This window comes from Tomitella biformata AHU 1821 (genome assembly GCF_000524475.1).
Lineage (GTDB): Bacteria > Actinomycetota > Actinomycetes > Mycobacteriales > Mycobacteriaceae > Tomitella > Tomitella biformata.
The window spans coordinates 134440-155706 of the sequence record NZ_BAVQ01000083.1 but is presented as its reverse complement, the minus strand read 5'-3'; the positions used below and the strand labels follow the sequence as shown (position 1 = coordinate 155706).

The window sequence follows — 21267 nt, the reverse complement described above, 5'->3', positions numbered from 1 at the left end:
TTGGTGGAAATCTTGCGGGACTCGCGTTTCACCAGCTGGCGCGCAGTGTTGCGATTACGAAACAAAAACCAGCACGGTGTTACGGCCGGGTGAACTTCCCCTCACACCCCTGCCCGCACATGTTCTCCCTGTGGAGCTCCTCGAACTGGACGAAGTTGCGCCAATTCGTCGACGAACCGCGCAACTTCGCCTCGTTCGGCGACCGCTCCCGCGCTGACCGGAAATGGCGAACCCGGCCTGGGTTGCCCCGGGCCGGGTTCGCCTGGCTGCGATCTGGAGGTTTAGCCGAGCAGCGCATCCACGAACGCGCCGGGCTCGAATGGCGCGAGGTCGTCGGGGCCCTCACCCAGGCCGACGAGCTTGACTGGCACGCCCAGCTCGTTCTGCACCTGGAAGACGATGCCGCCCTTGGCCGTGCCGTCGAGCTTGGTGATCACGACGCCGGTGATATCCACGACCTCGGCGAACACGCGGGCCTGGGTGAGGCCGTTCTGCCCGACTGTCGCGTCGAGCACCAGCAGCACCTCGTCCACCGGGGTCTTCTTCTCGATGACGCGCTTGACCTTGCCGAGCTCGTCCATCAGTCCGGTCTTGGTGTGCAGGCGGCCGGCGGTGTCGATCAGGACCGCGTCCACGCCGAGCTCGGTGCCCTTGGCGACGGCGTCGAATGCGATCGCGGCCGGGTCCCCGCCCTCCTTGCCGCGCACGATGTCCGCCCCGACGCGGTCGCCCCACGTCTGCAACTGATCGGCCGCGGCAGCGCGGAAGGTGTCCGCCGCGCCGAGCAGGATGCGGCGGCCGTCCGCAACGAGCACGCGGGCCAGCTTGCCGGTGGTGGTGGTCTTGCCGGTGCCATTGACGCCGACGACCAGCAGCACCGCGGGGCTGCCGGCGTGCGGGAGCGCGCGGATCGACCGGGTCTGGTCGGTCTGCAATTCCGCGACCAGGACCTCGCGCAGCAGCGCGCGGGCGTCCGCCTCGGTGCGCACGGCGCGAGTGGCCATCTGCTCACGCAGAATCGCGACGACCTTCGTCGTGGTGGCGGTGCCGATGTCCGCCATGATCAGCGTGTCCTCGACCTCCTCCCACGAGTCCTCGTCGAGGTCGCCGCCGCCGAGCAGGCCCAGCAGGGACTTGCCGACAGCCGACTGCGAGCGCGAGAGCCGGCCACGGAGGCGATCCAGGCGGCCCTCGGTGGGCGCGATCTCGTCGAGCTTGGGAGCAGCGGGCTCGACGGGTGCGGCGGGCTCGATGGCCTCGGGCTCTGCGACGATCGCAGGTTCGACGGTCTCCGGGGCGACAACCAGCGGGGCCTCGGGAGCCTTCTCCACGGGCGCCGGCTCGACTACCTCAGGATCGACAACCTCGGGAGTGATCGGGGCTTCGTGCTTCGGGGCATGCGGCGGGACCTGGACCTGCGGGGCCTCAGTCTCAGGCGCCTCGTGCTTCGGGGCAGCGGGCGCTTCCGCTGCGGGTGTGGGAGCTCCCTCGCCCTCACTGAAGTTGAACCCGCTGCCGGTCTGATACCCGCCTGGCGCGTCCTTCTTCTCCCCCACCTGCTGCGGCTCGGCAGTGCCCGTGAGGCTGATCTGGCGACGCCGGTACAGCACGGTGCCGGCGATGACCGCGGCGACGAGCAGGACGGCGACTACGGCGATGACAATCCATAGCGTTGAGTTCACCTGGTCATCATCGCAGCCTGACCTCATCTTGGTGGTGGCGGCTCGGACTCACGCTGTAGCCGATGCGGGCCGTGTTCCCGCCCAGCTCTCCGCGCGGGCTCACAGGAGACTGCCAGGAAACTAACCACGAGTTGTCAGAAAGGTGCGACATATTGTCGGGCGTGACCTCAATCGCTGCCGTTCCCGAAGCCCGGATCCTCCTAGTCGACGACGAGGAGAACATTCTGGAGTTGCTCTCGGTGTCCCTGCGCTTCCAAGGTTTCGAAGTGGCGACGGCGCGCACCGGGGCGGAGGGCCTCGACCGCGCCCGGACATTCCGCCCCGATGCGTTGATCCTCGACGTGATGATGCCCGGCATGGACGGGATGGGGCTGCTCAAGCGGCTGCGTGCCGACGGGTGCGACGCGCCGGTCTTGTTCCTCACCGCGCGTGACGCGGTGGCGGACAAAGTCACCGGGCTCAGCCTCGGCGCGGACGACTACGTCACCAAGCCGTTCAGCCTCGAGGAGGTGATCGCCCGGCTGCGCACCATCCTGCGCCGCGCGGGTCGGGCCGCCGGGGCCGAGCGCAGCGCCCGGATCCGCTTCGCCGATCTCGAGCTCGATGACGAGACCCGCGATGTGACAAAAGCAGGGGTGCCGGTGTCCTTGTCCCCCACCGAGTTCACGCTGCTGCGGTATCTCATGATCAACGCTGGCACGGTGCTCTCGAAGCCGCGCATCCTCGACCACGTGTGGAACTACGATTTTGGCGGCGAGGTGGGCGTGGTCGAGTCCTACGTCTCATATCTGCGGCGCAAGGTCGACAATGGCGAGCGGCCGTTGATCCACACCATCCGGGGTGTCGGGTACGTCCTGCGCGAGCCGCGGGCGTGAGAAAAGAGAGCACGCGCGTCTCCAGGATCGTCCAGGTCGCCCGCCGCACGCCGCTGCGAGTGCGCCTGGTGGGGCTCGCCGTGTTGTTGTCCGCGGCGGCGCTCGTGGTCTCCGGCGTGGTGGTGACCAGGGCCCTGGCGGACTCGATGCTCGCGCGGACCGACCAGTCGCTGTTGGACGCGGAGAAGGGCTGGGCGCGGCCGCTGGGCGAGCTGCCCCCGGGCCAGCTGCCCCCGGGTGCCAGCCCTCCAGGCCCGGAACGCCCGCCGAGCTGGTTCTATGTCCACGTGCAGGCGGCGGACGGCGAGACCCTCGCCCTATTCAACGACGAGTCCACCAGCCCCGATCTGGCAGGCATGGGGATGGGCACGCCCACCACAGTCCCCGCGACGGAGGGCACCGGGGTGCGCTGGCGCGCACTGCGGTTCACGACGCCGCGCGGCGAGACGCTGACCATCGCCACCCCGCTGACCGCGAACGACGCGGTGGTCCGCCGGCTCGCCGGGTTGCAGATCTGGACCGGCCTGGTGGTGTTGGCCCTCCTCGCCGGAGCCGCCTACCTGACGGTGCGGCAGAGCCTGCGCGGGCTTCGGGAGGTCGAGCGCACGACGGCCGCGATCGCTGAGGGCGACTTGTCCCGACGCGTGCCAGAATCCGACCCGCGGACGGAGGTCGGTGCGCTTGCGATCGCAGTGAACTCGATGTTGTCGCAAATCCAGGACGCGTTCGCGGCGACCGCAGCCTCCGAGCGGAAGATGCGGCGATTCATCGCCGACGCCAGCCACGACCTACGCACCCCCATCACCACGATCCGCGGGTTCGCCGAGCTCTACCGGCAGGGTGCGAGCACGGATATGGACCGGCTGATGGCGCGGATCGAGAGCGAGTCCCGGCGCATGGGCGCCCTGGTGGAGGACCTGCTCGCTCTCGCACGACTAGACGAGCGCCGACCCCACGCACAAGAGCCCGTCGACCTCGTTGTGCTCGCTGCCGACGCCGTGCACGACGCGCGCGCGGTGGCCCCCGAGCGCGAGACCCGGCTCGAGCTGTTCCCGGGGACAGACGGCGTCGTGGTGACCGGGGACGACGCCCGCCTGCGCCAGGTGCTCGGCAACCTCGTCGACAATGCCCTCACCCACACTCCCGACAACTCGACGATCACGGTTCGAGTGGGCACGCGGGGCGACTCCGCGGTGCTCGAGGTCGCGGACAACGGACCTGGCCTCGCAGCCGAGGACCTGGAATCGATCTTCGAGCGCTTCTACCGAGCGGACTCCTCACGCACCAGCACCTCGGGCGGCAACGGGTTGGGGCTGTCCATCGTCGCCGGCATCGTCGAAGCACATGGCGGCAGCGTCGCGGCGGAGAGCGGCAGCACGGCCCAGGTGCGGCTGGGCGCCGGCGCGACGTTCCGAGTGCTTCTGCCGCGCCGCGACGCGCCCTGATTGCCAGCAAACTCCCAGCCTAGGCGGACCTGGCTGCCATGTTCCCCCGCTGTACTGGAGACGTACACCTCCCGTTCACCGAGGAAAGGCCAGGCCATTGGGTTTTTGGCAACAGTTTCGAGCGCGTTCCGCCCCCACCGAGAAAACCGGGGAGCCCAGCGCGCTCTCGTCCATGGGCTTCCAGCAGACGGCCAGCCGGCTGCACTCCTTCAACCGCTACGAGATCAAATACCTCGTCGACGAGCTGCGGGTCCCCGAGTTGCGCGCCGAGCTGGCCGCGCGGATGGACTCCGATCCGTACTCTCCCACCGGCGGCTACCCCGTCACGTCGCTGTACTACGACACTGCGAACCTGCGCTTCTATTGGGAGAAGATCGAGGGGCTGAAGTTCCGGCGAAAACTGCGGATCCGTCTGTACGGCGATCCCGCGGACTGCGGCGACGACACTCCCGTGCAGGTCGAGATCAAGCAGCGGGTGAACCGCGTCACCCAGAAACGGCGCGTCGAGATGCCGTACGCGGACGCTCGGCGCTGGCTGGACGAGCGCGAAGAGATTGAGCTGGATCCAAGTTGCCGGGCCTTCGCCAACGAGGTGACGACCCTGGTCGGCAACCTCGACCTGCGCCCCCTCGTCACCACCGCGTACCTGCGCGAGGCTTTCATCGGGCGCGACGCCGACCTGGGGTTGCGCGTCACGATCGATCACAAGGTCCACGGCCGGGACCGCGACTTCCACTTTGCCGCCGACGCCGAGAACCGCTTCATCATCCCGCCCAAGCTCGCGATCGTCGAGCTCAAGGCGAACGAGCGGGTGCCCTACTGGGCCACGGACATGGCCGCCCGCATGGACATGTCCATCGCGCGGATCTCCAAGTACTGCCAGTCGGTGGAGGCGTTCGGCCAGGCGCCGCGCTCAATCCTCGGCAGTCCTGAGCTGATCATGCAGGACAGCGCCGACGCCACCGCACCGGCCGACGTCCTCGTCCCAGCCGTCTGACTTAACGCCACACGACCACTACGAACTAGGTATGCAATGAACATTGATTTCCAGGATCTCAGCGGAACCTTCACCACGTTCGACATCGTCATCTCGCTGACACTGTCCTTCATCCTGTCCGCGATCATCGGCTGGGTCTATCGGTACACCCACAAGGGGGTCTCCTACAGCCAGTCCTACGTGCAAACGCTCGTCGTCGTCGGGATGGTCGTCGCGCTGATCATGCTCGTCGTCGGCTCGAATATCGCACGCGCGTTCGCTCTGGTCGGCGCGCTCTCCGTCGTCCGATTCCGCAATGCGATCAAGGAGACCCGCGACGTCGCGTTCATCTTCCTCGTCATGGCGATAGGTATGACGACGGGCACGCGCTTTTATCTGCTCGCGATCGCCGCCACCATCGCCATCTGCGCGGTGCTGGTGATCATGGGCAAGTTCAATATGTTCAAGCTCGACGTCCAACGCCAGGTCGTCAAGGTCCAGGTGCCCCCGACCGGCGACTACACCGCCCTGGTCGAGGACGTCCTGCTGGCCCACTGCTCCGATTTCGAGCTGGTCTCGACCGAGTCGGCCCGCTCGGGGGCGCTCACAGAGCTGTACTACACGGCGCAATTGAAGAAGGGCCATAAACCAGCCACACTTATCGGGGAGTTGAGCGCGGTGAATACCGGCCAGCGCGTCACCGTCCTGACCGGATACGACCAGACAGACATCTGATGACTGCCCGGCTACGGCACCGCGTGCCCATGCCCCTGCGACAGCACTGGAAGCTCCTCGTCGCGTTCGTCGCGGCCATCGCCGTCGTGGCCACCGTGTTCGGCGCGACGCGGATCCGGCCGTATATCACCGGCGATGCGACCGTGCTGTCCTCGCCGATCACCGAGAACCTCACCGGCACGGTCGATCTGTTCGATGACACCGTCGGCCACACCCTCGAGCTGTCCATCTCCGACACGGAATACCACGACATGCTCGCGGCGTACCAGGACAACGGGGACAAGAAGTGGATCACCGCGGATGTGACGATCGACGGCCTGCTCATCAGCGATGTCGGGGTGCGGCTGAAGGGGAACTCGACGCTGATCGGGCTGAGCGGGGATGGCGGCTTCGCCCCGCCTGAGGGAATGGAACTGCCCGAGGGCTTCGTCCCGCCGGACGGCATGGCCATGCCCGACGCGGGCGGGGCGATGGGCGCCGCCACGTCGGTGAGCGCCGACGATCCGGCGAGCCTCCCGCTGCTGCTCAGCTTCAACAAGAATCACGAGGGGCAGGCCTACCAGGGGATGACCCAGTTGTCTGTCCGGCCTGGCTCCCCCGTGGTGAACGAGGCCCTCGCGCTGTCGCTGACCGCGGAGACCGGCCAGCCAACCCAGCGGCACGCCTACACGTCGTATTCCATCAATGGCGGGGCCACCACCACGCGACTGGTGCTGGAGAACCCCGACGAGCAGTACGCGAACTCGCTGTTCGACTCCGACGGCTACCTCTACAAGGCCGACGCGGGTTCCCGATTCGAGTATGTCGGCGAGGACCAGTCCGACTACTCAGGCCAGTTCAAGCAGGTCAACGCACGGGACTCCGGCACGCTGCAGCCCGTGATCGATTTCCTGCGCTGGCTGGACTCGGCGGACGACGCCACCTTCGACGCGGAGCTGGGTGATTGGGTCGACGTCGACTCCTTCGCCCGCTACGTGGCGACGCAGAATCTGTTGTCGAACGGCGACGACATGGCGGGGCCAGGCCAGAACTATTACCTCTGGTACGACCTCGACACCACGCTGATCAGCGTCATGTCCTGGGACCTGAACATGGCGCTGTCCGGCGACACCGCCGCTGGGCCGCAGGACACCGTGTCGATGATGCCGGGCGGCGCGAACGGTGGCGGCGGCGCGGGCATGCCCGTGGGGATGCCCGACGCAGCTCCGGAGGGCATGCCCCAGATGCCAGGGGGCATGCCGGTGACGCCCCAGGACATGCCGGCGTTCCCCGGGGGTGGCGACGGCAAGGCACCCGGTGCGGCACCGGAATCCGGTCCGCCCGGCATGGACGCCGGCGGTCTCGGCGGCAACAGCCTCAAGACCCGGTTCCTGGCCTCGGAGGCGTTCACACACCTCTACGAGGCCGCCTACTGGGAGCTGTTCGAGCAGATCTACGGCGACGGCACCGCGCTCGAGGTGCTCGCGCGTTTGGAGAGCGCCGTCCCGGTGACGGACTCGCTCACCGCGGAGAGCCGCGATGAGGAGATCGCGACGCTCCGGGCCTGGGTGAAAGAGCGCACCGCGGCGCTATCCGCGATGCGGAAGTGATGCAGCTGCTCGACGGCCTCGATCCCGGGGTCGTCGAGCAGGCGGCGCTACTCCCCGATCGGCCCGGCCACTGCCGCCGCGGACCCCAGCTCCACGCCCCGCATCCGCTGCGAGATCACCTTCGTGATGCCGTCGCCCTGCATGCTCACCCCGTACAGCGCGTCGGCGATCTCCATCGTCGGCTTCTGGTGGGTGATGATGATCAGCTGGGACTTCTCCCGCAGCTGATCGAACAGGCTGATCAGCCGGTGCAGGTTCACATCATCGAGGGCCGCCTCGACCTCGTCCATCACGTAGAACGGGGAGGGCCGGGCGCGGAAGATGGCGACGAGCATGGCGACGGCGGTCAGGGACTTCTCGCCGCCGGAGAGCAGCGAGAGACGCTTGACCTTCTTCCCGGGCGGGCGGGCCTCGACGTCGACGCCGGTGGTGAGCATGTCGGAGGGGTCGGTGAGGATCAGCCGGCCCTCCCCGCCCGGGAACAGTGTCGCGAAGACGTCCACGAACTCGCGCTCGACGTCCAGCCACGCCTCGGTGAAGATCTGCAGGATGCGCTCATCAACGTCGGCAACCACCTCCAGCAGATCGAGGCGGGCCTTGCGCACATCCTCAAGCTGCGTGGAAAGGAAGTTGTAGCGCTCCTCTAGCGCGGCGAACTCCTCTAGCGCGAGGGGGTTGACCTTGCCGAGCGTGGCGAGGTCGCGCGCGGCCTGCTTGGCGCGGTGCTCCTGGGTGGCGCGGTCGAAGGGCATGGGCGCGGGCGCGATGACCTGCTCCCCACGCTCGCGAGCCTGCTCGTACTCGGCGATCTCCAACTCGGATGGCGGCAGCGGCACGTCCGGGCCGTACTCGGCGATCAGGTCCTCGAGCCCGATGCCGTGCTGCTCGCCGATCTGCTCCTCGAGCTGTTCAATGCGCAGCGCAATCTTGGCTCGCGCCACCTCGTCGCGGTGCACCACGTCGGTGAGCGCGCTCATCATGGTGGTGTACTCGCCCACCCGGTCGCGGATCGCCCGCAGCGCCTCGTTGCGCTCGGCGACCTGCGCTTCCAGCTCGTCGCGGTGGCGCGCAGCCGACGCGACGGCCTCGACCAGACGCTCGTCGACCATCCGCCCCAGCTCCTCAACGGTGGCCGCGACCTCCGCGGCCTGTCGCCGCTGTGCCAGGGCTCGTTCGGCCCTGGCACGGGCCTCCCGCTCGGCGACGGCGGCGCGGCGCAGCGAGTCGGCCTTGCCCCGCAGCGCGTTGGCACGTTCCTCGGCGGTGCGCAGGTTCAACCGGGCCTCCACCTCGACCATGCGGGCCTCGGCGACCGCGGCGGCGGCCTCCTCGCGAGCCTCGGCGAGCACGTGCCCGCCCTCGATCTCCGCATCCTCCCCACCGTCGGTCTCCACCTCCGCGACCCGCAGCCGGTCTTCCAGGTCCGCGAGCCCGGCGATGGACTCCTCACGGCCGGTCTCGGCCTTCGCCCGCTGGGCGGCCAGCCGGTCCCGTTCCCCCTGGGCCGCTCGAACCACTTGGCCCAGCCGGCCGAGCTGCTCGTAGACGGCGGCCATCTCAGCGTCGGACTCGTTCAAGGCGGCAAGGGATTGCTCCGCGAACTCCGCCCGCTGCGCTTCCTCCGCGACGGCCCCCGAGAGCGCGGCGGCGAGTTCCTCCGCGCGATGTGCGGCGGCGGCGAGGTCCACTCGGGCCTTATCGATCGCGGCCTGCACCTCGAGCACGCTGGCCCCGGCCTCAGAGCCGCCGACGAGCCAGCCGGCGCCGATGAGGTCCCCCTCGATGGTGGCCGCACGCAGCGCGGGGTGGGCCTCCACAAGCCTTGCGGCAGAACCCAAGTCCCCCACCACGACGATGCCCGCTAGCAGGGTCCGCAGCCCGGCCCGCAGCTCGGGCTCGGCGGTGACCAGGTCGGCGGCCCAGCGCGCGCCGGGGGGTAGTGCGACGGCGGGCGCGGCGGGGTCTACGGCCCCTGCGACCACGAGCGCCGCCCGGCCGCCGTCGCCGTCCTTGAGCGCGGCTATCGCCGCATGCGCGCTGGAAACATCCTGCACCGCAAGCGATTCCGCAGCCGGGCCCATGGCTGCGGCGACGGCCCGCTCATAGCCGTCATCCACCTTGATTTGCTCCGCGACCGTGCCCAGGATGCCGTGGCCGGAGCGCTCCAGCAGCCACGCGACGCCGTCGCGGCGGGCCAGCCCGATCTCGAGGGCCTCGATCCGCGCGCGCAGTGAGACCACCGTCTGCTCGGCCTCGCGCTCGGCGGCCCGCAGTTCTGCGACTCGGGCGGCGGCAGTCGCGTGGGCGGCGGCGGCCCGCTCGTTCTGGGCGTCCAGGCCCAGCTCGCTGGCGTCGAGGGCGTCGACGGAACCCTGCACGGTGTTGAACTCGGCTTGCGCCTCATCCCCGCGCTGCTCGGCGTGGGCCATGGCCTCGCTCAGCCGCGTGACCTCCGCGTCCACGGACTCGGCCTTGCTGCGCAGGGTGTTGACCTGCCCGACGAGTCGCGCCAGGCCCTCGCGACGGTCGGCCACGGCACGGACGGCGGCGACGTGGGCGCGCTCGGTCTCGGCGGCGACCATCTCGCGGTCGGCCAGCTCCTCACGCGCGGACTCGAGGACCTCAGCGGCGGCCTCCACTGCGGCGGCGAGCTCGAGCTCCTCCTCCGCAGCGCGCTCCGCGGCGGCATCGAGCTCGTCCGGGTCGCGTCCCGGCGCGGACTCCTGCGCGGAGTCGAGGTTGCGGGCCCGCTCGCCGGCGATGCGGATGGTCGCGTCGAGGCGCTCGGCCAGCGCGGAGAGCCGGAACCAGCCCTGCTGCGCCTCCTTGGCCTCGGGGGCCAGGTGCGCAACGGCCACCTCGTGGTCGGAGAGCTCGGCGGTGGCCTCCTCGAGCGCGGCGGCGGTCGTCTCGAACTGCGCCCGGATCTCCGCCTCCTGCTCCTCGCCGCGGGCTAACTCGCCACGGCGGGTCACGAGGTCGTCGGCGGCCAGGCGCAGCCGCGCGTCGCGCAGGTCGGCCTGCACGGTCTGGGCCCGTCTGGCCACCTCGGCCTGCCGGCCCAGGGGCTTGAGCTGGCGGCGCAGCTCGGAGGTGAGGTCGTTCAGTCGGCTCAGGTTGGCCTGCATGGAGTCGAGCTTGCGGACGGCCTTCTCCTTGCGGCGCCGGTGCTTGAGGACGCCTGCGGCCTCCTCGATGAACGCGCGCCGCTCCTCGGGTCGGGACTCGAGAATGCTGGTGATGCGGCCCTGGCCGACGATCACGTGCATCTCGCGGCCGATGCCGCTGTCGCTGAGCAGCTCTTGGACGTCCATCAGCCGGCAGGCGGCGCCGTTGATCTCGTACTCGCCGCCGCCCTCGCGGAACACGCGCCGGGTGATGGACACCTCGGAGTACTCGATGGGCAGCGCGCCGTCAGAGTTGTCGATCGTCAGGGTGACTTCGGCGCGGCCCAGCGGCTGGCGGCCGGCGGTGCCGGCGAAGATCACGTCGTCCATCTTGCCGCCGCGCAGCGCCTTCGCGCCCTGCTCGCCCATCACCCAGCTCAGCGCGTCCACCACGTTGGACTTGCCGGAGCCGTTGGGCCCCACCACGCAGGTGATGCCGGGCTCGAATCGCAGAGTCGTCGAGGACGCGAAGGACTTGAAGCCCTTGAGCGTCAGACTCTTGAGATGCATAGGGGTCCATCTTACCGGGCGGTACCTACCGCTCGACGAATCCCCGCAGGCCCCCGCGCGCCTCGTCCCAGCTGGCCACCACCAGGTCCACAGAGCCTGGCGTGGTGCCCGATTCCAGCAGCGCGAGCAGCCGCCCGCACGCCGGACGCTCCCCCTCCGCAACGACGAGCACCCGGCCGTCGGCGGTGTTGGTGGCGCTGCCGACCAGCCCCAACTCCAGGGCGCGTGCCCGGGTCCACCAGCGGAAGCCAACGCCCTGCACGGTGCCGTGTGCCCAAGCGGTCAGCCGCACCAGCTCTTCATGCTCAGGACGTGGCTCAGGACTCAACATCCAGCTCCAGCTCGATCTCGGCGCCGCGCTTAATCGTCCGGCCCACCGTGCACACCTTGTCGATGGCGCGCTGGACCACCAGCAGCAGCCGCTCCTGAGCATCCGCGTCGAGCTCGCTCAGGTCCAGCTCCATCCGCTCGCTGAGCACCGGGTACCACTCGTTCTCCCGGTCCGCGGGCCCGTCGATATGCACGACGGCGTCGTAGGTCTCCCCGAGCCGACGCGAGAGCGGCAGGTCCGAGCTCATCCCGGTGCACGCGGCCAGTGCGATCTTCAGCAGCTCGCCGGGGGTGAAAACGCCCTCGACGCCGTCGGAGCCGATGAGCACCTCCGCGCCGCGGGAACTGCGCCCGGTGTAGAGGCGGGTGCCGGTGCGCTCGACCCACAGGTCGGTGTGGGCGGGGGTCTCGGGATTCGCCGGTGTTTCGGGATTGACAGCCATGCCGATAATCCTGCCACTGGCCCGCGGGTCAGGGCACGGCGGTCAGGGCACGGCGGTCAGGGCACGGCGGTCAGGCCTTGGCCGGGGCCAGCTCCGAGACGGGTGTGTCGTCCCAGACCTGCACGCCCGGCAGGTCTGGCATCTCGGACCGGTTGAACGTGGGCTCGAGCCCGAGCTTGCGTTGGTCCAGGTAGTGCTTCATCATCCGGAACGCGATTACCGACAGCGGCGCGATCGCGATGAGGTTCACGGTCGCCATCACGCCCATCGACAGGTCCGCGATCGCCCACACCAGCGGCAGCGAGCCCACCGCCCCGACGAACACGCACACCACCACGAGCACCCGGAAGGTATGCAGGACGTTGCGGTTGCCGGTCATGAACTCGATGTTGGACTCGCCGTAGTAGTAGTTGCCGAGCACCGAGGTGAAGGCCAGGAAGAAGATTGCGATGGTCAGGAAGTGGATGGTCCAGTCGCCGAGGTGGGTGGCCAGCGCGTCCTGGGTCAGGGCCGCGCCGACGTTGGCGCTGAAGTCCGGCTGGGCCAGCAAGATGATGAACGCGGTGATCGAGCAGACCAACAGAGTGTCGAAGTACACGCCTAGGCTCTGCACTAGGCCCTGCTTGACGGGGTGGCTGACGGATGCCGTCGCGCCGGCATTGGGTGCGGAGCCCATACCGGCCTCATTGGAGAACAGCCCGCGCCGGATGCCCTGCATCAGCGCCGCGCCGATGCCCCCGCCGACGACCTCCTTGATACCGAACGCGCCCTGCACGATCTCCAGGAACATCCGCGGCACCTCGGTGATGTTGAGGACCACCACCAGCAGGCCGAGCAGCAGGTAGGCAATCGCGACGAACGGGACCACGACCTGCGAGACGGACGAGATCCGACGCACCCCGCCGAAGATCACGGAGGCCGTCAGCGCAGCCACGACCAGGCCGACGGCGATGTTGATCGCGCCGCTGCTGCGGCCCACAGAACTGGAGACCGCGTCGGCGATCGAGTTGGTCTGCACTGCCACAAACACGAAGCCGTAGGTGATGGTGATGATCACCGCAAAGACCAACCCCAGCCACCGCTTTCCCAGCGCGTACTGCATGTAGTAGGCCGGTCCCCCGCGGAAGCTCTGCCTATCACGAACCTTGTAGAGCTGGCCGAGCGTGGACTCCACGAACGCCGAGGCCGCGCCGACAATGGCCATCGCCCACATCCAGAACACCGCGCCCGGGCCGCCGATGCCGATTGCGATCGCCACCCCCGCGATGTTGCCGGTGCCCACTCGCGAGGCCGCGGAGATCGAGAACGCTCGGAACGCGGAGATGCCGTCCTGGCCGTCGGGCAGCTTGTCCGGCTTGTCAGTGATGACGCGGAACATTTCCCGGAACAGGCGCACCTGGACGAACCGGGACTTGACCGAGAAGTACAGCCCCAGCCCGATCAGCAGCGCGATGATCGGGTACCAGACGACGTCGTTGACAGACGATACGAAGTCGGTTGCGGTTTCCATGGGTGTCCCATCGGACTCGCGGACCTGGCGCGAGCCGAGGACCCTGGTGGGTTAGCGGGTGGAGCGGGGGCGCGGCTGGCAGACGGGGCAACTGTAGGAGGAGCGGTTCATGAACTGCTCGCGGCGGATGGTCGTCCCACAGCGCAGGCATGGCTCGCCCTCGCGGCCGTAGACGTTCAGCGAGCGCGAGAAGTACCCAGACTCGCCGTTGACGTTCACGTACAGCGCGTCAAAGCTGGTGCCGCCCTGGGCAAGCGCCTCTGCCATGACTTGTTGGGCGGACTCGATCAGCTCGTGCAGCTTCGGCTTGGTCAACAGATGCGCGGGCCGGTTGCCGTGCACGCGCGCACGCCACAGCGCCTCGTCCGCGTAGATGTTGCCGACCCCGGAGATGACCGTCTGGTCCAGCAGCAACCGCTTGACCTCGGAGCGCTTGGACTTGAGGGCCTTGACCACCGCGCCGGCGTCGAACTGCGGGTCCAGGGGGTCGCGGGCGATGTGCGCGACGGGCTCGGGCACCGCGGTGCCGTCCACCTCGGTCATGGGCGCTAGCAGCCACCACCCGAAGGTGCGCTGGTCCACGAAGTGCAGTTCGACGCTCGGGGCCCCGAGTTTGCCGAGGATCGCGTGTGCGCGCAGGTGTTTGCCGGCAGTCGCGCCCAAATCATGCAGGAGCATCTGCCCGCTCATGCCAAGGTGCACGACGAGCGCCTCAGAGGGCTCCCCGTGCTGTTCCGCGGACGAGTCGCTCAGCTCGAGCCACAGATACTTGCCGCGCCGGCTGACCGCGTCGATCCGCAAGCCTGCGAGGTGCGCAGCCATTGCGTCAGGCCCCGGCTCGTAGCGCCGGGACGCACGGGGGTTGAGGACGGTGGCCTTCTCGATGACGCGGCCCAGGATGTGTTCGGCGAGGCCACGGCGGACCACCTCGACCTCAGGTAGCTCCGGCACCGGTTAGTCAGCCTGGCCGGAAAGCTGCTGCCAAGTCTGCTCGGCCGCCTTCTGCTCAGCTTCCTTCTTGGTGGGGCCGATGCCCGAGCCGTAGGAGGCCTCGCCGATGACGACAGTCGCAGTGAACTCGCGGCAGTGGTCGGGGCCGGTGCCCTCGATCTGGTACTCGACGGCGCCCAGGTCCTGCGCGGCGGCGAGCTCCTGGAGGCTGGTCTTCCAGTCCAGGCCGGCGCCCAGACGCGGCGCGCGGCTGAGCAGGTCGGCGAACAGCCGAAGCACCACCTCAGAGGCGATGTCCAGACCATGCTGCAGGTAGACGGCACCGAGCAGCGATTCCGTCCCGTCGGCCAAGATGCTGGCCTTGTCGCGGCCGCCAGTGAGCTCCTCGCCCTTGCCCAGACGCATGTAGACGCCCAGGCCGCCGGGGCCCAGCCCGCGGGCCACCTCGGCGAGCGCGTGCATGTTGACCACGCTGGCGCGGAGTTTGGCGAGCTCGCCCTCGGACTTCTCCGGGTGGCTGCGATACAGATTCTCGGTGACGGTCAGGCCGAGCACCGAGTCGCCTAGAAATTCGAGGCGCTCATTCGTTGGCAGCCCACCATGCTCGTGTGCGAACGAGCGATGAGTGAGTGCCAACGTGAGCAAGCCCTCTTCGACATCGATGCCCACTGCACGCAGCAGTGGGCCTCGATCTAGCTCATGGGTAGACGCAGAGACGTGCGTCACACCGCTGCGGTGACCTGACGCCCCTTATAGGTGCCGCAGGACGGGCACGCGATGTGGGGCAGGGTCGGCTCGCCACAGCCGCGGTTCGGGCAGGTGACGAGGTTGGGCGCAGTGGTCTTCCACTGGCTGCGCCGTGACCGGGTGTTGGAACGCGACATTTTGCGCTTGGGAACGGCCACGACTAATTCTCCTCGGTTTGAAGGTCTTGACTTGCTTGATCATCTGGTTGATCGGCTGCCGGATCCCCGAACTTCGCGGCCAGTGCAGCCCAGCGAGGATCCATTCTGTCATGCCCATGCCCCGGTTCAGCAATCGCCAGGTCAATGCCGCATTCCAGGCACAATCCCGCACAGTCCTCACGGCAGAGCGGCCGCAGTGGCAACTCTAGCCCAAGGGTATCCACCAGGACTTGCTCGAGGTTCAGCGCATCGTCTTCGATCCGCGGAACCTCGTCTTCCTCGCTGGTCGAGGCGGTGATGCTGCCCGGGTAGGCGAAGAGCTCGGTGAGGTACAGCTCGACGTGCTGGGTGAGCGGGCCCAGGCAACGCGAGCACTCCCCCGCCGCCTCAGCGTTGACCGTGCCGGTCACCAACACGCCCTCGACGACAGACTCCAGGCGTAGGTCGAGCTCGATGGGCGCGCCGGCCGCGATGGCGATCAGGTCAAGACCCATTCGCGCAGGGGCAGCCACGGTGCGCTGCTCAGATTGCATAGCGCCGGGCCGGCGTCCCAGCAGGCGCGTATCGAACACGAAAGGCCCCTCCTGCGGGGTCCTCCTGGCGGTGTGATGCGTTGTCGACAAATACCTCTCCGATGACTTCTAAAGCAGACGGTTACCACGTTCGGTGACAACCTAGTAAGGGTACGGCAAAATCGGCCGCAACCCAATTAGCGCGCACTAACGGGTTCCAGCCGATCCTCGGTGCCGGCGGGGTCAGCGGGTGTTGTTGGCGAAACCGGAGCCGAAGTCCGGCGCGCCGGTGGATCGCAGCTGCTGGCGGCCGCGGCCGACTGAGCGCAGCGTGCCCGAGAGCAGGTCCTCGAACTCCGAGAGCTTCGTGTCCACGTAGATGTCGCAATCCCCGCGCAGGCGGTCCGACTCGGAGTGCGCCTCGTCGATCACGCGCGCAGACTCCGCATGCGCGGCCTGGACGACCTCGTTCTGCGAGACCAACCTGTCCTGCTCCGCCTGGCCCTCCGCAATGGAGCGCTCGTAGGAGGCGTTGCCGGCCTCCATGATGCGGTCCGCCTCGGACTTGGCGCGGCCGGTGAGCATCTCGTACTCGCGGCGCCCGTCCTCGATCGCACGGTCGGCGGTGGCCTCCGCGCCGGAGACCAGCTCCACAGCGTGGTGCTGCGCGTCCTGGACCATCCGGTCCGCCTGTGCCTTCGCGTCGGAGACGATGCGGTCCGCCTGATCGCGAGCGTCGGCGAGGGTGGTCTCCGCGTGTGTGTTGGCCCGCTCCACGGCGTGCTCCGCGCTGGCACGGGCCTCGTTGATGAGCGAGTCGCGACGGTCGAGCACGTCTTGGGCGTCGTCCATCTCGGGAGGCAGCGACTCCTTGATGTCGTCGAGCAGGTCGAGCACGTTGCCTCGCGGCACCACGCAGCCAGCCGTCATCGGCACCCCGCGCGATTCCTCCACGATCACCACAAGCTCGTCGAGCGCCTCGAATACCCGATACACCGCTACCCCTATCGTTCACTGTTACGCCTGTTGCCCCGTCTGATTATGCGCGTGCGCGCGCGATAGTGCGGGGCTCGAGATTCATGTGTTGCGCCCAGTCTGCCCGCTGAGAGGGGCCACGCCACGCTCCGGTGTCCGGTGTGTCGGCATTTTCCACAGCGGCGAGAGGGCTATTCCGCGAGCCGGGCCAACAGCTTCGCGTGCACAGACTTCGGCAGCATTTCCGCGACGTCGCCGCCGTACGTGGCGACCTCTTTGACGAGCGAGCTCGACAGGAAGCCGAACTGCGGGTTCGCCGGCACGAAGAACGTGTCGATGCCGGTGAGCGCGGTGTTCATCTGCGCCATCTGCAGCTCGTAGTCGAAGTCGTTGGCCCCGCGCAGGCCCTTGACGATGGCCGTGACCTCGTTCTGCTGCGCGTAGTGCACCAGCAGCCCGTGCCAGGAGTCGACGCGCACGTTGGACAGCCCGGAGGTGGCCTCGGCGATCATCGCCATCCGCTCCTCGATGGTGAACATGCCCTTTTTGCTCTTGTTGATCAGCACTGTGACAATCACCTCATCGAACTGGGCCGCGACCCGCTTGATGACGTCCAGATGGCCATTGGTGACGGGGTCGAAGGACCCGGGGCATACCGCGATACTCATAGCTGCTGACCGTAACAGGCCCGTTTGCCCCGCGGCCTATTCCGCCCTGCCGAATTCGACCCGGGTCTCTCCGTAGCGCTTGACCTGCACGTCGTCGATCTCCGCGGGCCAGCTCGTCTCCGGGCAGCGGGTGGACCGCTCCAGCACCACCAGCGCGTCCGCCGCCAGCCAGCCGTGCTGGCAGAGCGCTGCCAGCATCGCGGTCACGTCCTCCTCGGCGATGTCATACGGTGGGTCGGCGAACACCAGGTCATAGTGCCCATCCGCGCCCGCGTCGAGCAGCGCTTGTACCCGTCCGCGGTGCACTCTGGCCCCGCGCAGCGCCGCCGTCGCGATGTTCGCCCGCGCGATGTCCGCGGCCTTCGCATTGGCCTCCACCAGCACCGCCTGCGCGGCGCCGCGCGAGAGCGCCTCGAGGGCCAGCCCGCCCGAGCCTGCGAACAGGTCCAAGACGCGCGCCTCGTCGAAGTCCATCCGCGAGCCGAGCGCGCTGAACACCGCCTCCCGGACTCGGTCGGAGGTGGGTCGAGTCCCGGCGGGCGGCACGGCGAGACGTCTGCCCTTGGCCGCGCCGGCAATGATCCGTGTCACGGTATGACCTCCACGAGCAGGTCCCCGCCCTCGACCTGCGCGACGGGCGCGATGGCGACCCGCGCCACCCGGCCCCCGACAGGCGAGGTGATCGCGGCTTCCATCTTCATCGCCTCGATGCTGCCGATGACCTCCCCGGCGCGCACCTGCCCGCCCACCTGCACGGCGAGAGTCACGACGCCCGCGAACGGCGCCGGCACCTGCCCCGGCGAGTCCTTGCGTGCCTTCTCGGCCACCGGCTGAGTGTCGGCGACAGACCTGTCCCGCACCTGCAGCGGGCGCAACTGCCCGTTGAGCATGCACATCACGGTCCGCATACCGCGGGTGTCAGGCTCGGAGATCGAGTCCACCCGCATGATCAGCGTGACGCCCGGGCCCAGCTTTACCCGGTGCTCCTCGTCCTGTTGGAGCCCGTAGAGGAACTCCCGGGAGCCGATGGTCGAGGTATCCCCGAACTCCGCCCGGTGAGCGGCGAGGCCGCGGGCCGGCTCCGGGAACAGCAACTCGCTCAGCGTGCCGCGGCGCGTCGCCGGATCGTCGAGGCCCGCTTGCTCGGCAGCGGTGAGCTCCTGGTCCGCGCGCGCCGGTCCGCGCCCGCGCAGGGCCTGCGTGCGCAGCGGCTCGGGCCAGCCGCCCGCGGGCTCGCCCAGCTCGCCGCGCAGAAAGCCGATGACGGACGCGGGAATGTCGAACGACGCCGGATCCGCCGCGAAGTCCTGCGCGCTCGCGCCCTTGCCGACCAGCGCCAGCGCCAAGTCGCCCACCACTTTGGAGGTCGGCGTCACCTTGATCAGCCGGCCCAGCACGCGGTCCACATCCGTGTAGGTGTTCTCGATGTCCTCGAAGCGGTCACCCAAGCCCAGCGCGATCGCCTGCTGGCGCAAGTTCGACAGCTGCCCGCCGGGGATCTCATGGGCGTAGACGCGCCCCGTCGGCGCGGGCAGGCCGGCCTCGAACGGCGCGTAGAGCCCGCGCACGGATTCCCAGTAGGGCTCGAGCGCGCACACCGCGTCCAGATCCAGGCCGGTGTCTCGCTCGGTGTGCGCGGTCGCCGCGACGATGGCGGCCAGCGACGGCTGGCTGGTGGTTCCCGCCAGCGCGGCGGACGCCCCGTCCACGGCGTCCGCGCCGGCGTCCCACGCCGCCAGGTACGTCGCGAGCTGCCCGCCGGCTGTGTCGTGGGTGTGCACGTGCACTGGCAGATCGAAGTTCTCGCGCAGTGCCGTCACGAGGGTCCGCGCCGCCGGGGCGCGCAGCAGGCCGCCCATGTCCTTGATCGCCAGCACATGCGCGCCGGCCGCCACGATCTCCTCAGCCAGGCCCAGGTAGTAGTCGAGGGTGTACAGCCGCTCCCCCGGGTTGGACAGGTCCCCGGAATAGCACAGGGCCACCTCGGCCAGGGCCGTTCCGGTCTCCCGGACCGCGTCGATGGCCGGGCGCATCTGGTCGACGTTGTTGAGCGCGTCGAAGATCCGGAAGATGTCCACGCCGCTGTCGGCGGCCTCGCGCACGAACGCGTCCGTCACCGCCTCGGGATAGGGGGTGTAGCCGACGGTGTTGCGCCCACGCAGCAGCATCTGCAGGCAGATGTTCGGCACAGCCTCGCGTAGCGCGGCGAGCCGCTCCCATGGGTCCTCGCGGAGGAAGCGCAGCGCCACGTCGAACGTCGCGCCGCCCCAGGCCTCGATCGAGAGCAGCTCGGGGGTCATCCGCGCGACGTGCCCGGCGGCACCCAGCAGGTCGTGGGTGCGCACGCGCGTGGCGAGCAGCGATTGGTGCGCGTCGCGGAAGGTGGTGTCGGTGACGCCCAGCGCGGTCTGCCCGCGCAGGTCCGCGGCGAACCCCTCCGGACCCAGGCGCAGGAGCCGTTGGCGTGAGCCGTCCGAAATCGGGGCCGAAGTGTCCAGCTTGGGCAGTTTGGAGACCGGGTCCACTCCGGCAGGCCGTGCGCCGTGCGGCTTGTTGACCGTCACATCGGCCAGGTAGGTCATGATCTTGGTGCCGCGGTCCGCGGAGGAGCGGGCCTCGAGCAGATGCGGATGGTCCTCGATGAACGCGGTGGTGACCCCGCCGGCCATGAAGTCCGGGTCGGTGAGCACGCCCTGCAGGAATGGGATGTTGGTGGACACCCCGCGGATGCGGAACTCCGCGAGGGCCCGGCGCGCGCGGACGATGGCGGCCGGCAGTTCCGCGCCGCGGCAGGTCAGCTTGACCAGCATCGAGTCGAAGTAGGCGCCCACCTCCGCGCCGACAGTGGTGCCGCCGTCCAGCCGGATCCCGGCACCGCCGGGGGTGCTGTAGCCGGTGATGCGGCCGGTGTCCGGCCGGAAGCCGTTGCCGGGGTCCTCTGTGGTGATGCGACACTGCAGAGCCGCGCCGCGGATGCGGATCTTGTCCTGGGTCAGCCCCAGGTCTACGAGGGACTCCCCCGCGGCGATCCGCAGCTGCGCCTGCACCAGGTCGACGTCGGTGATCTCCTCGGTGACGGTGTGCTCCACCTGGATCCGCGGGTTCATCTCGATGAAGCGGTGGTTCCCGTGCTCGTCCACAAGAAACTCGACGGTGCCCGCGCAGGAGTAGCCGATCTCGCGGGCGAAGGCGACGGCGTCCGCGCAGATGCGGTCCCGCAGCTCGGGGTCCAGGTTCGGGGCGGGTGCGATCTCGATGACCTTCTGGTGGCGGCGCTGCACGGAGCAGTCCCGCTCGTAGAGGTGCACCACGTTGCCGAAGGTGTCTGCGAGGATCTGCACCTCGATGTGGCGGGGCCGCTCGACGGCCTCCTCCAGGTACACCGCGCCGTCGCCGAACGCCGACTCCGCCTCATGCGAGGCCGCCGTGATCGCCTCCCGCAGCGCGGACCTCTCTGCCACGCGCCGCATGCCGCGCCCGCCGCCGCCGGAGACGGCCTTGACGAACAGCGGGAAGCTCAGCTGCTCGGCGTGCGCGAGCAGCTGCTCCACATCGGTGGAGGGCTCAGAGGAGGTGAGCACCGGCAGCCCGGCCTTGCGCGCGGCGTCGATGGCCCGGGACTTGTTGCCCGTCAGCTGCAGCACCGACGAGGGCGGGCCCACGAACGTGATCCCGGCGGCCTCGCAGGCCGACGCCAGCTCCGGGTTCTCCGAGAGGAAGCCGTAGCCGGGGTAGATCGCGTCGGCCCCGGCCCGCTGGGCGGTGGCGATGAGCTCGGCCACCGACAGGTAGGCGCGGACGGGGTGGCCCGGCTCGCCGATCTCATAGGCCTCGTCGGCCTTGGTCCGGTGCAGGGAGTTCCGGTCTTCCTCTGGGAACACGGCGACGGTACCGATTCCCAGCTCGAAGGACGCGCGGAAGGCGCGGATTGCGATCTCGCCGCGGTTGGCCACTAGCACCTTGGTGAACATGCCGCTGAATTTACCTGTCACCG

18 protein-coding genes are annotated in these 21267 nt (G+C 69.0%); 5 read left to right on the top strand and 13 right to left on the bottom strand.

All coding sequences use genetic code 11. The features are described 5' to 3' along the window. Positions 1 to 281: 281 nt before the first annotated feature. Positions 282 to 1682: a signal recognition particle-docking protein FtsY gene (gene ftsY, locus TBIF_RS20915; RefSeq protein WP_024796690.1), complete on the bottom strand. Its 1401-nt coding sequence runs from the start codon at positions 1680 to 1682 to the stop codon at positions 282 to 284. Positions 1683 to 1843: 161 nt separating this feature from the next. On the opposite strand from ftsY, the gene TBIF_RS20910 reads away from it, so the two are divergent. From TBIF_RS20910 to TBIF_RS20890, 5 genes are all read left to right on the top strand, one after another. Continuing rightward, positions 1844 to 2557, top strand: a complete 714-nt coding sequence (locus TBIF_RS20910; RefSeq protein ID WP_235174912.1) for a response regulator transcription factor — start codon at positions 1844 to 1846, stop codon at positions 2555 to 2557. Next, positions 2554 to 4002 (top strand): sensor histidine kinase, encoded by a 1449-nt coding sequence (locus TBIF_RS20905; RefSeq protein WP_051461690.1) that lies wholly within the window; start codon positions 2554 to 2556, stop codon positions 4000 to 4002. The genes TBIF_RS20910 and TBIF_RS20905 overlap by 4 nt, the downstream gene beginning before the upstream one ends. Before the next feature lie 97 nt (positions 4003 to 4099). Continuing rightward, entirely contained in the window at positions 4100 to 4999 is a 900-nt protein-coding gene (locus TBIF_RS20900; protein ID WP_024796687.1) for a polyphosphate polymerase domain-containing protein, read from the top strand. Between the two features lie 36 nt (positions 5000 to 5035). Then, the gene (locus tag TBIF_RS20895) at positions 5036 to 5713 is read left to right on the top strand and encodes a DUF4956 domain-containing protein (RefSeq protein WP_024796686.1); all 678 of its coding nucleotides are present in this window, start codon (positions 5036 to 5038) and stop codon (positions 5711 to 5713) included. Further along, positions 5713 to 7302, top strand: a complete 1590-nt coding sequence (locus TBIF_RS20890) for a CotH kinase family protein (protein WP_024796685.1) — start codon at positions 5713 to 5715, stop codon at positions 7300 to 7302. Before TBIF_RS20895 ends, TBIF_RS20890 begins: the two co-directional genes overlap by 1 nt. Before the next feature lie 47 nt (positions 7303 to 7349). Here TBIF_RS20890 and smc read toward each other — a convergent pair whose 3' ends face one another. The 12 genes from smc to TBIF_RS20835 all read right to left on the bottom strand — a co-directional run bounded on the left by smc (position 7350) and on the right by TBIF_RS20835 (position 21244). Further along, positions 7350 to 10979: a chromosome segregation protein SMC gene (gene smc, locus TBIF_RS20885; protein WP_024796684.1), complete on the bottom strand. Its 3630-nt coding sequence runs from the start codon at positions 10977 to 10979 to the stop codon at positions 7350 to 7352. Positions 10980 to 11004: 25 nt separating this feature from the next. Beyond that, positions 11005 to 11310 carry an acylphosphatase gene (locus TBIF_RS20880; RefSeq protein ID WP_051461688.1) on the bottom strand — a complete coding sequence of 102 codons (306 nt, stop codon included), beginning with the start codon at positions 11308 to 11310 and terminating at the stop codon, positions 11005 to 11007. Next, positions 11297 to 11752, bottom strand: coding sequence for an OsmC family protein (locus TBIF_RS20875; protein WP_024796682.1), 456 nt, complete (start codon positions 11750 to 11752; stop codon positions 11297 to 11299). Before TBIF_RS20875 ends, TBIF_RS20880 begins: the two co-directional genes overlap by 14 nt. A gap of 70 nt (positions 11753 to 11822) precedes the next feature. Beyond that, the gene (locus tag TBIF_RS20870) at positions 11823 to 13262 is read right to left on the bottom strand and encodes an alanine/glycine:cation symporter family protein (protein WP_024796681.1); all 1440 of its coding nucleotides are present in this window, start codon (positions 13260 to 13262) and stop codon (positions 11823 to 11825) included. A gap of 51 nt (positions 13263 to 13313) precedes the next feature. After that, positions 13314 to 14213 carry a bifunctional DNA-formamidopyrimidine glycosylase/DNA-(apurinic or apyrimidinic site) lyase gene (gene mutM / locus TBIF_RS20865; protein WP_024796680.1) on the bottom strand — a complete coding sequence of 300 codons (900 nt, stop codon included), beginning with the start codon at positions 14211 to 14213 and terminating at the stop codon, positions 13314 to 13316. 3 nt (positions 14214 to 14216) lie between these two features. After that, positions 14217 to 14939, bottom strand: a complete 723-nt coding sequence (rnc, locus tag TBIF_RS20860) for a ribonuclease III (RefSeq protein WP_024796679.1) — start codon at positions 14937 to 14939, stop codon at positions 14217 to 14219. Further along, positions 14936 to 15118, bottom strand: a complete 183-nt coding sequence (gene rpmF / locus TBIF_RS24145) for a 50S ribosomal protein L32 (RefSeq protein ID WP_038172195.1) — start codon at positions 15116 to 15118, stop codon at positions 14936 to 14938. The genes rnc and rpmF overlap by 4 nt, the downstream gene beginning before the upstream one ends. 2 nt (positions 15119 to 15120) lie before the next feature. Next, on the bottom strand, positions 15121 to 15741 hold the full coding sequence (locus TBIF_RS20855) for a YceD family protein (RefSeq protein WP_024796678.1): 621 nt from the start codon (positions 15739 to 15741) through the stop codon (positions 15121 to 15123). Between the two features lie 132 nt (positions 15742 to 15873). Continuing rightward, a complete protein-coding gene (locus TBIF_RS20850) occupies positions 15874 to 16626 on the bottom strand; it encodes a DivIVA domain-containing protein (protein WP_024796677.1) in 753 nt (250 codons plus the stop codon). Positions 16627 to 16796: 170 nt separating this feature from the next. Further along, positions 16797 to 17273 (bottom strand): pantetheine-phosphate adenylyltransferase, encoded by a 477-nt coding sequence (coaD, locus tag TBIF_RS24140; RefSeq protein ID WP_038172192.1) that lies wholly within the window; start codon positions 17271 to 17273, stop codon positions 16797 to 16799. Positions 17274 to 17309: 36 nt separating this feature from the next. After that, the gene (gene rsmD, locus TBIF_RS20840; RefSeq protein ID WP_024796676.1) at positions 17310 to 17864 is read right to left on the bottom strand and encodes a 16S rRNA (guanine(966)-N(2))-methyltransferase RsmD; all 555 of its coding nucleotides are present in this window, start codon (positions 17862 to 17864) and stop codon (positions 17310 to 17312) included. Then, positions 17861 to 21244 carry a pyruvate carboxylase gene (locus tag TBIF_RS20835; RefSeq protein WP_024796675.1) on the bottom strand — a complete coding sequence of 1128 codons (3384 nt, stop codon included), beginning with the start codon at positions 21242 to 21244 and terminating at the stop codon, positions 17861 to 17863. Before TBIF_RS20835 ends, rsmD begins: the two co-directional genes overlap by 4 nt. Positions 21245 to 21267: the final 23 nt, after the last annotated feature.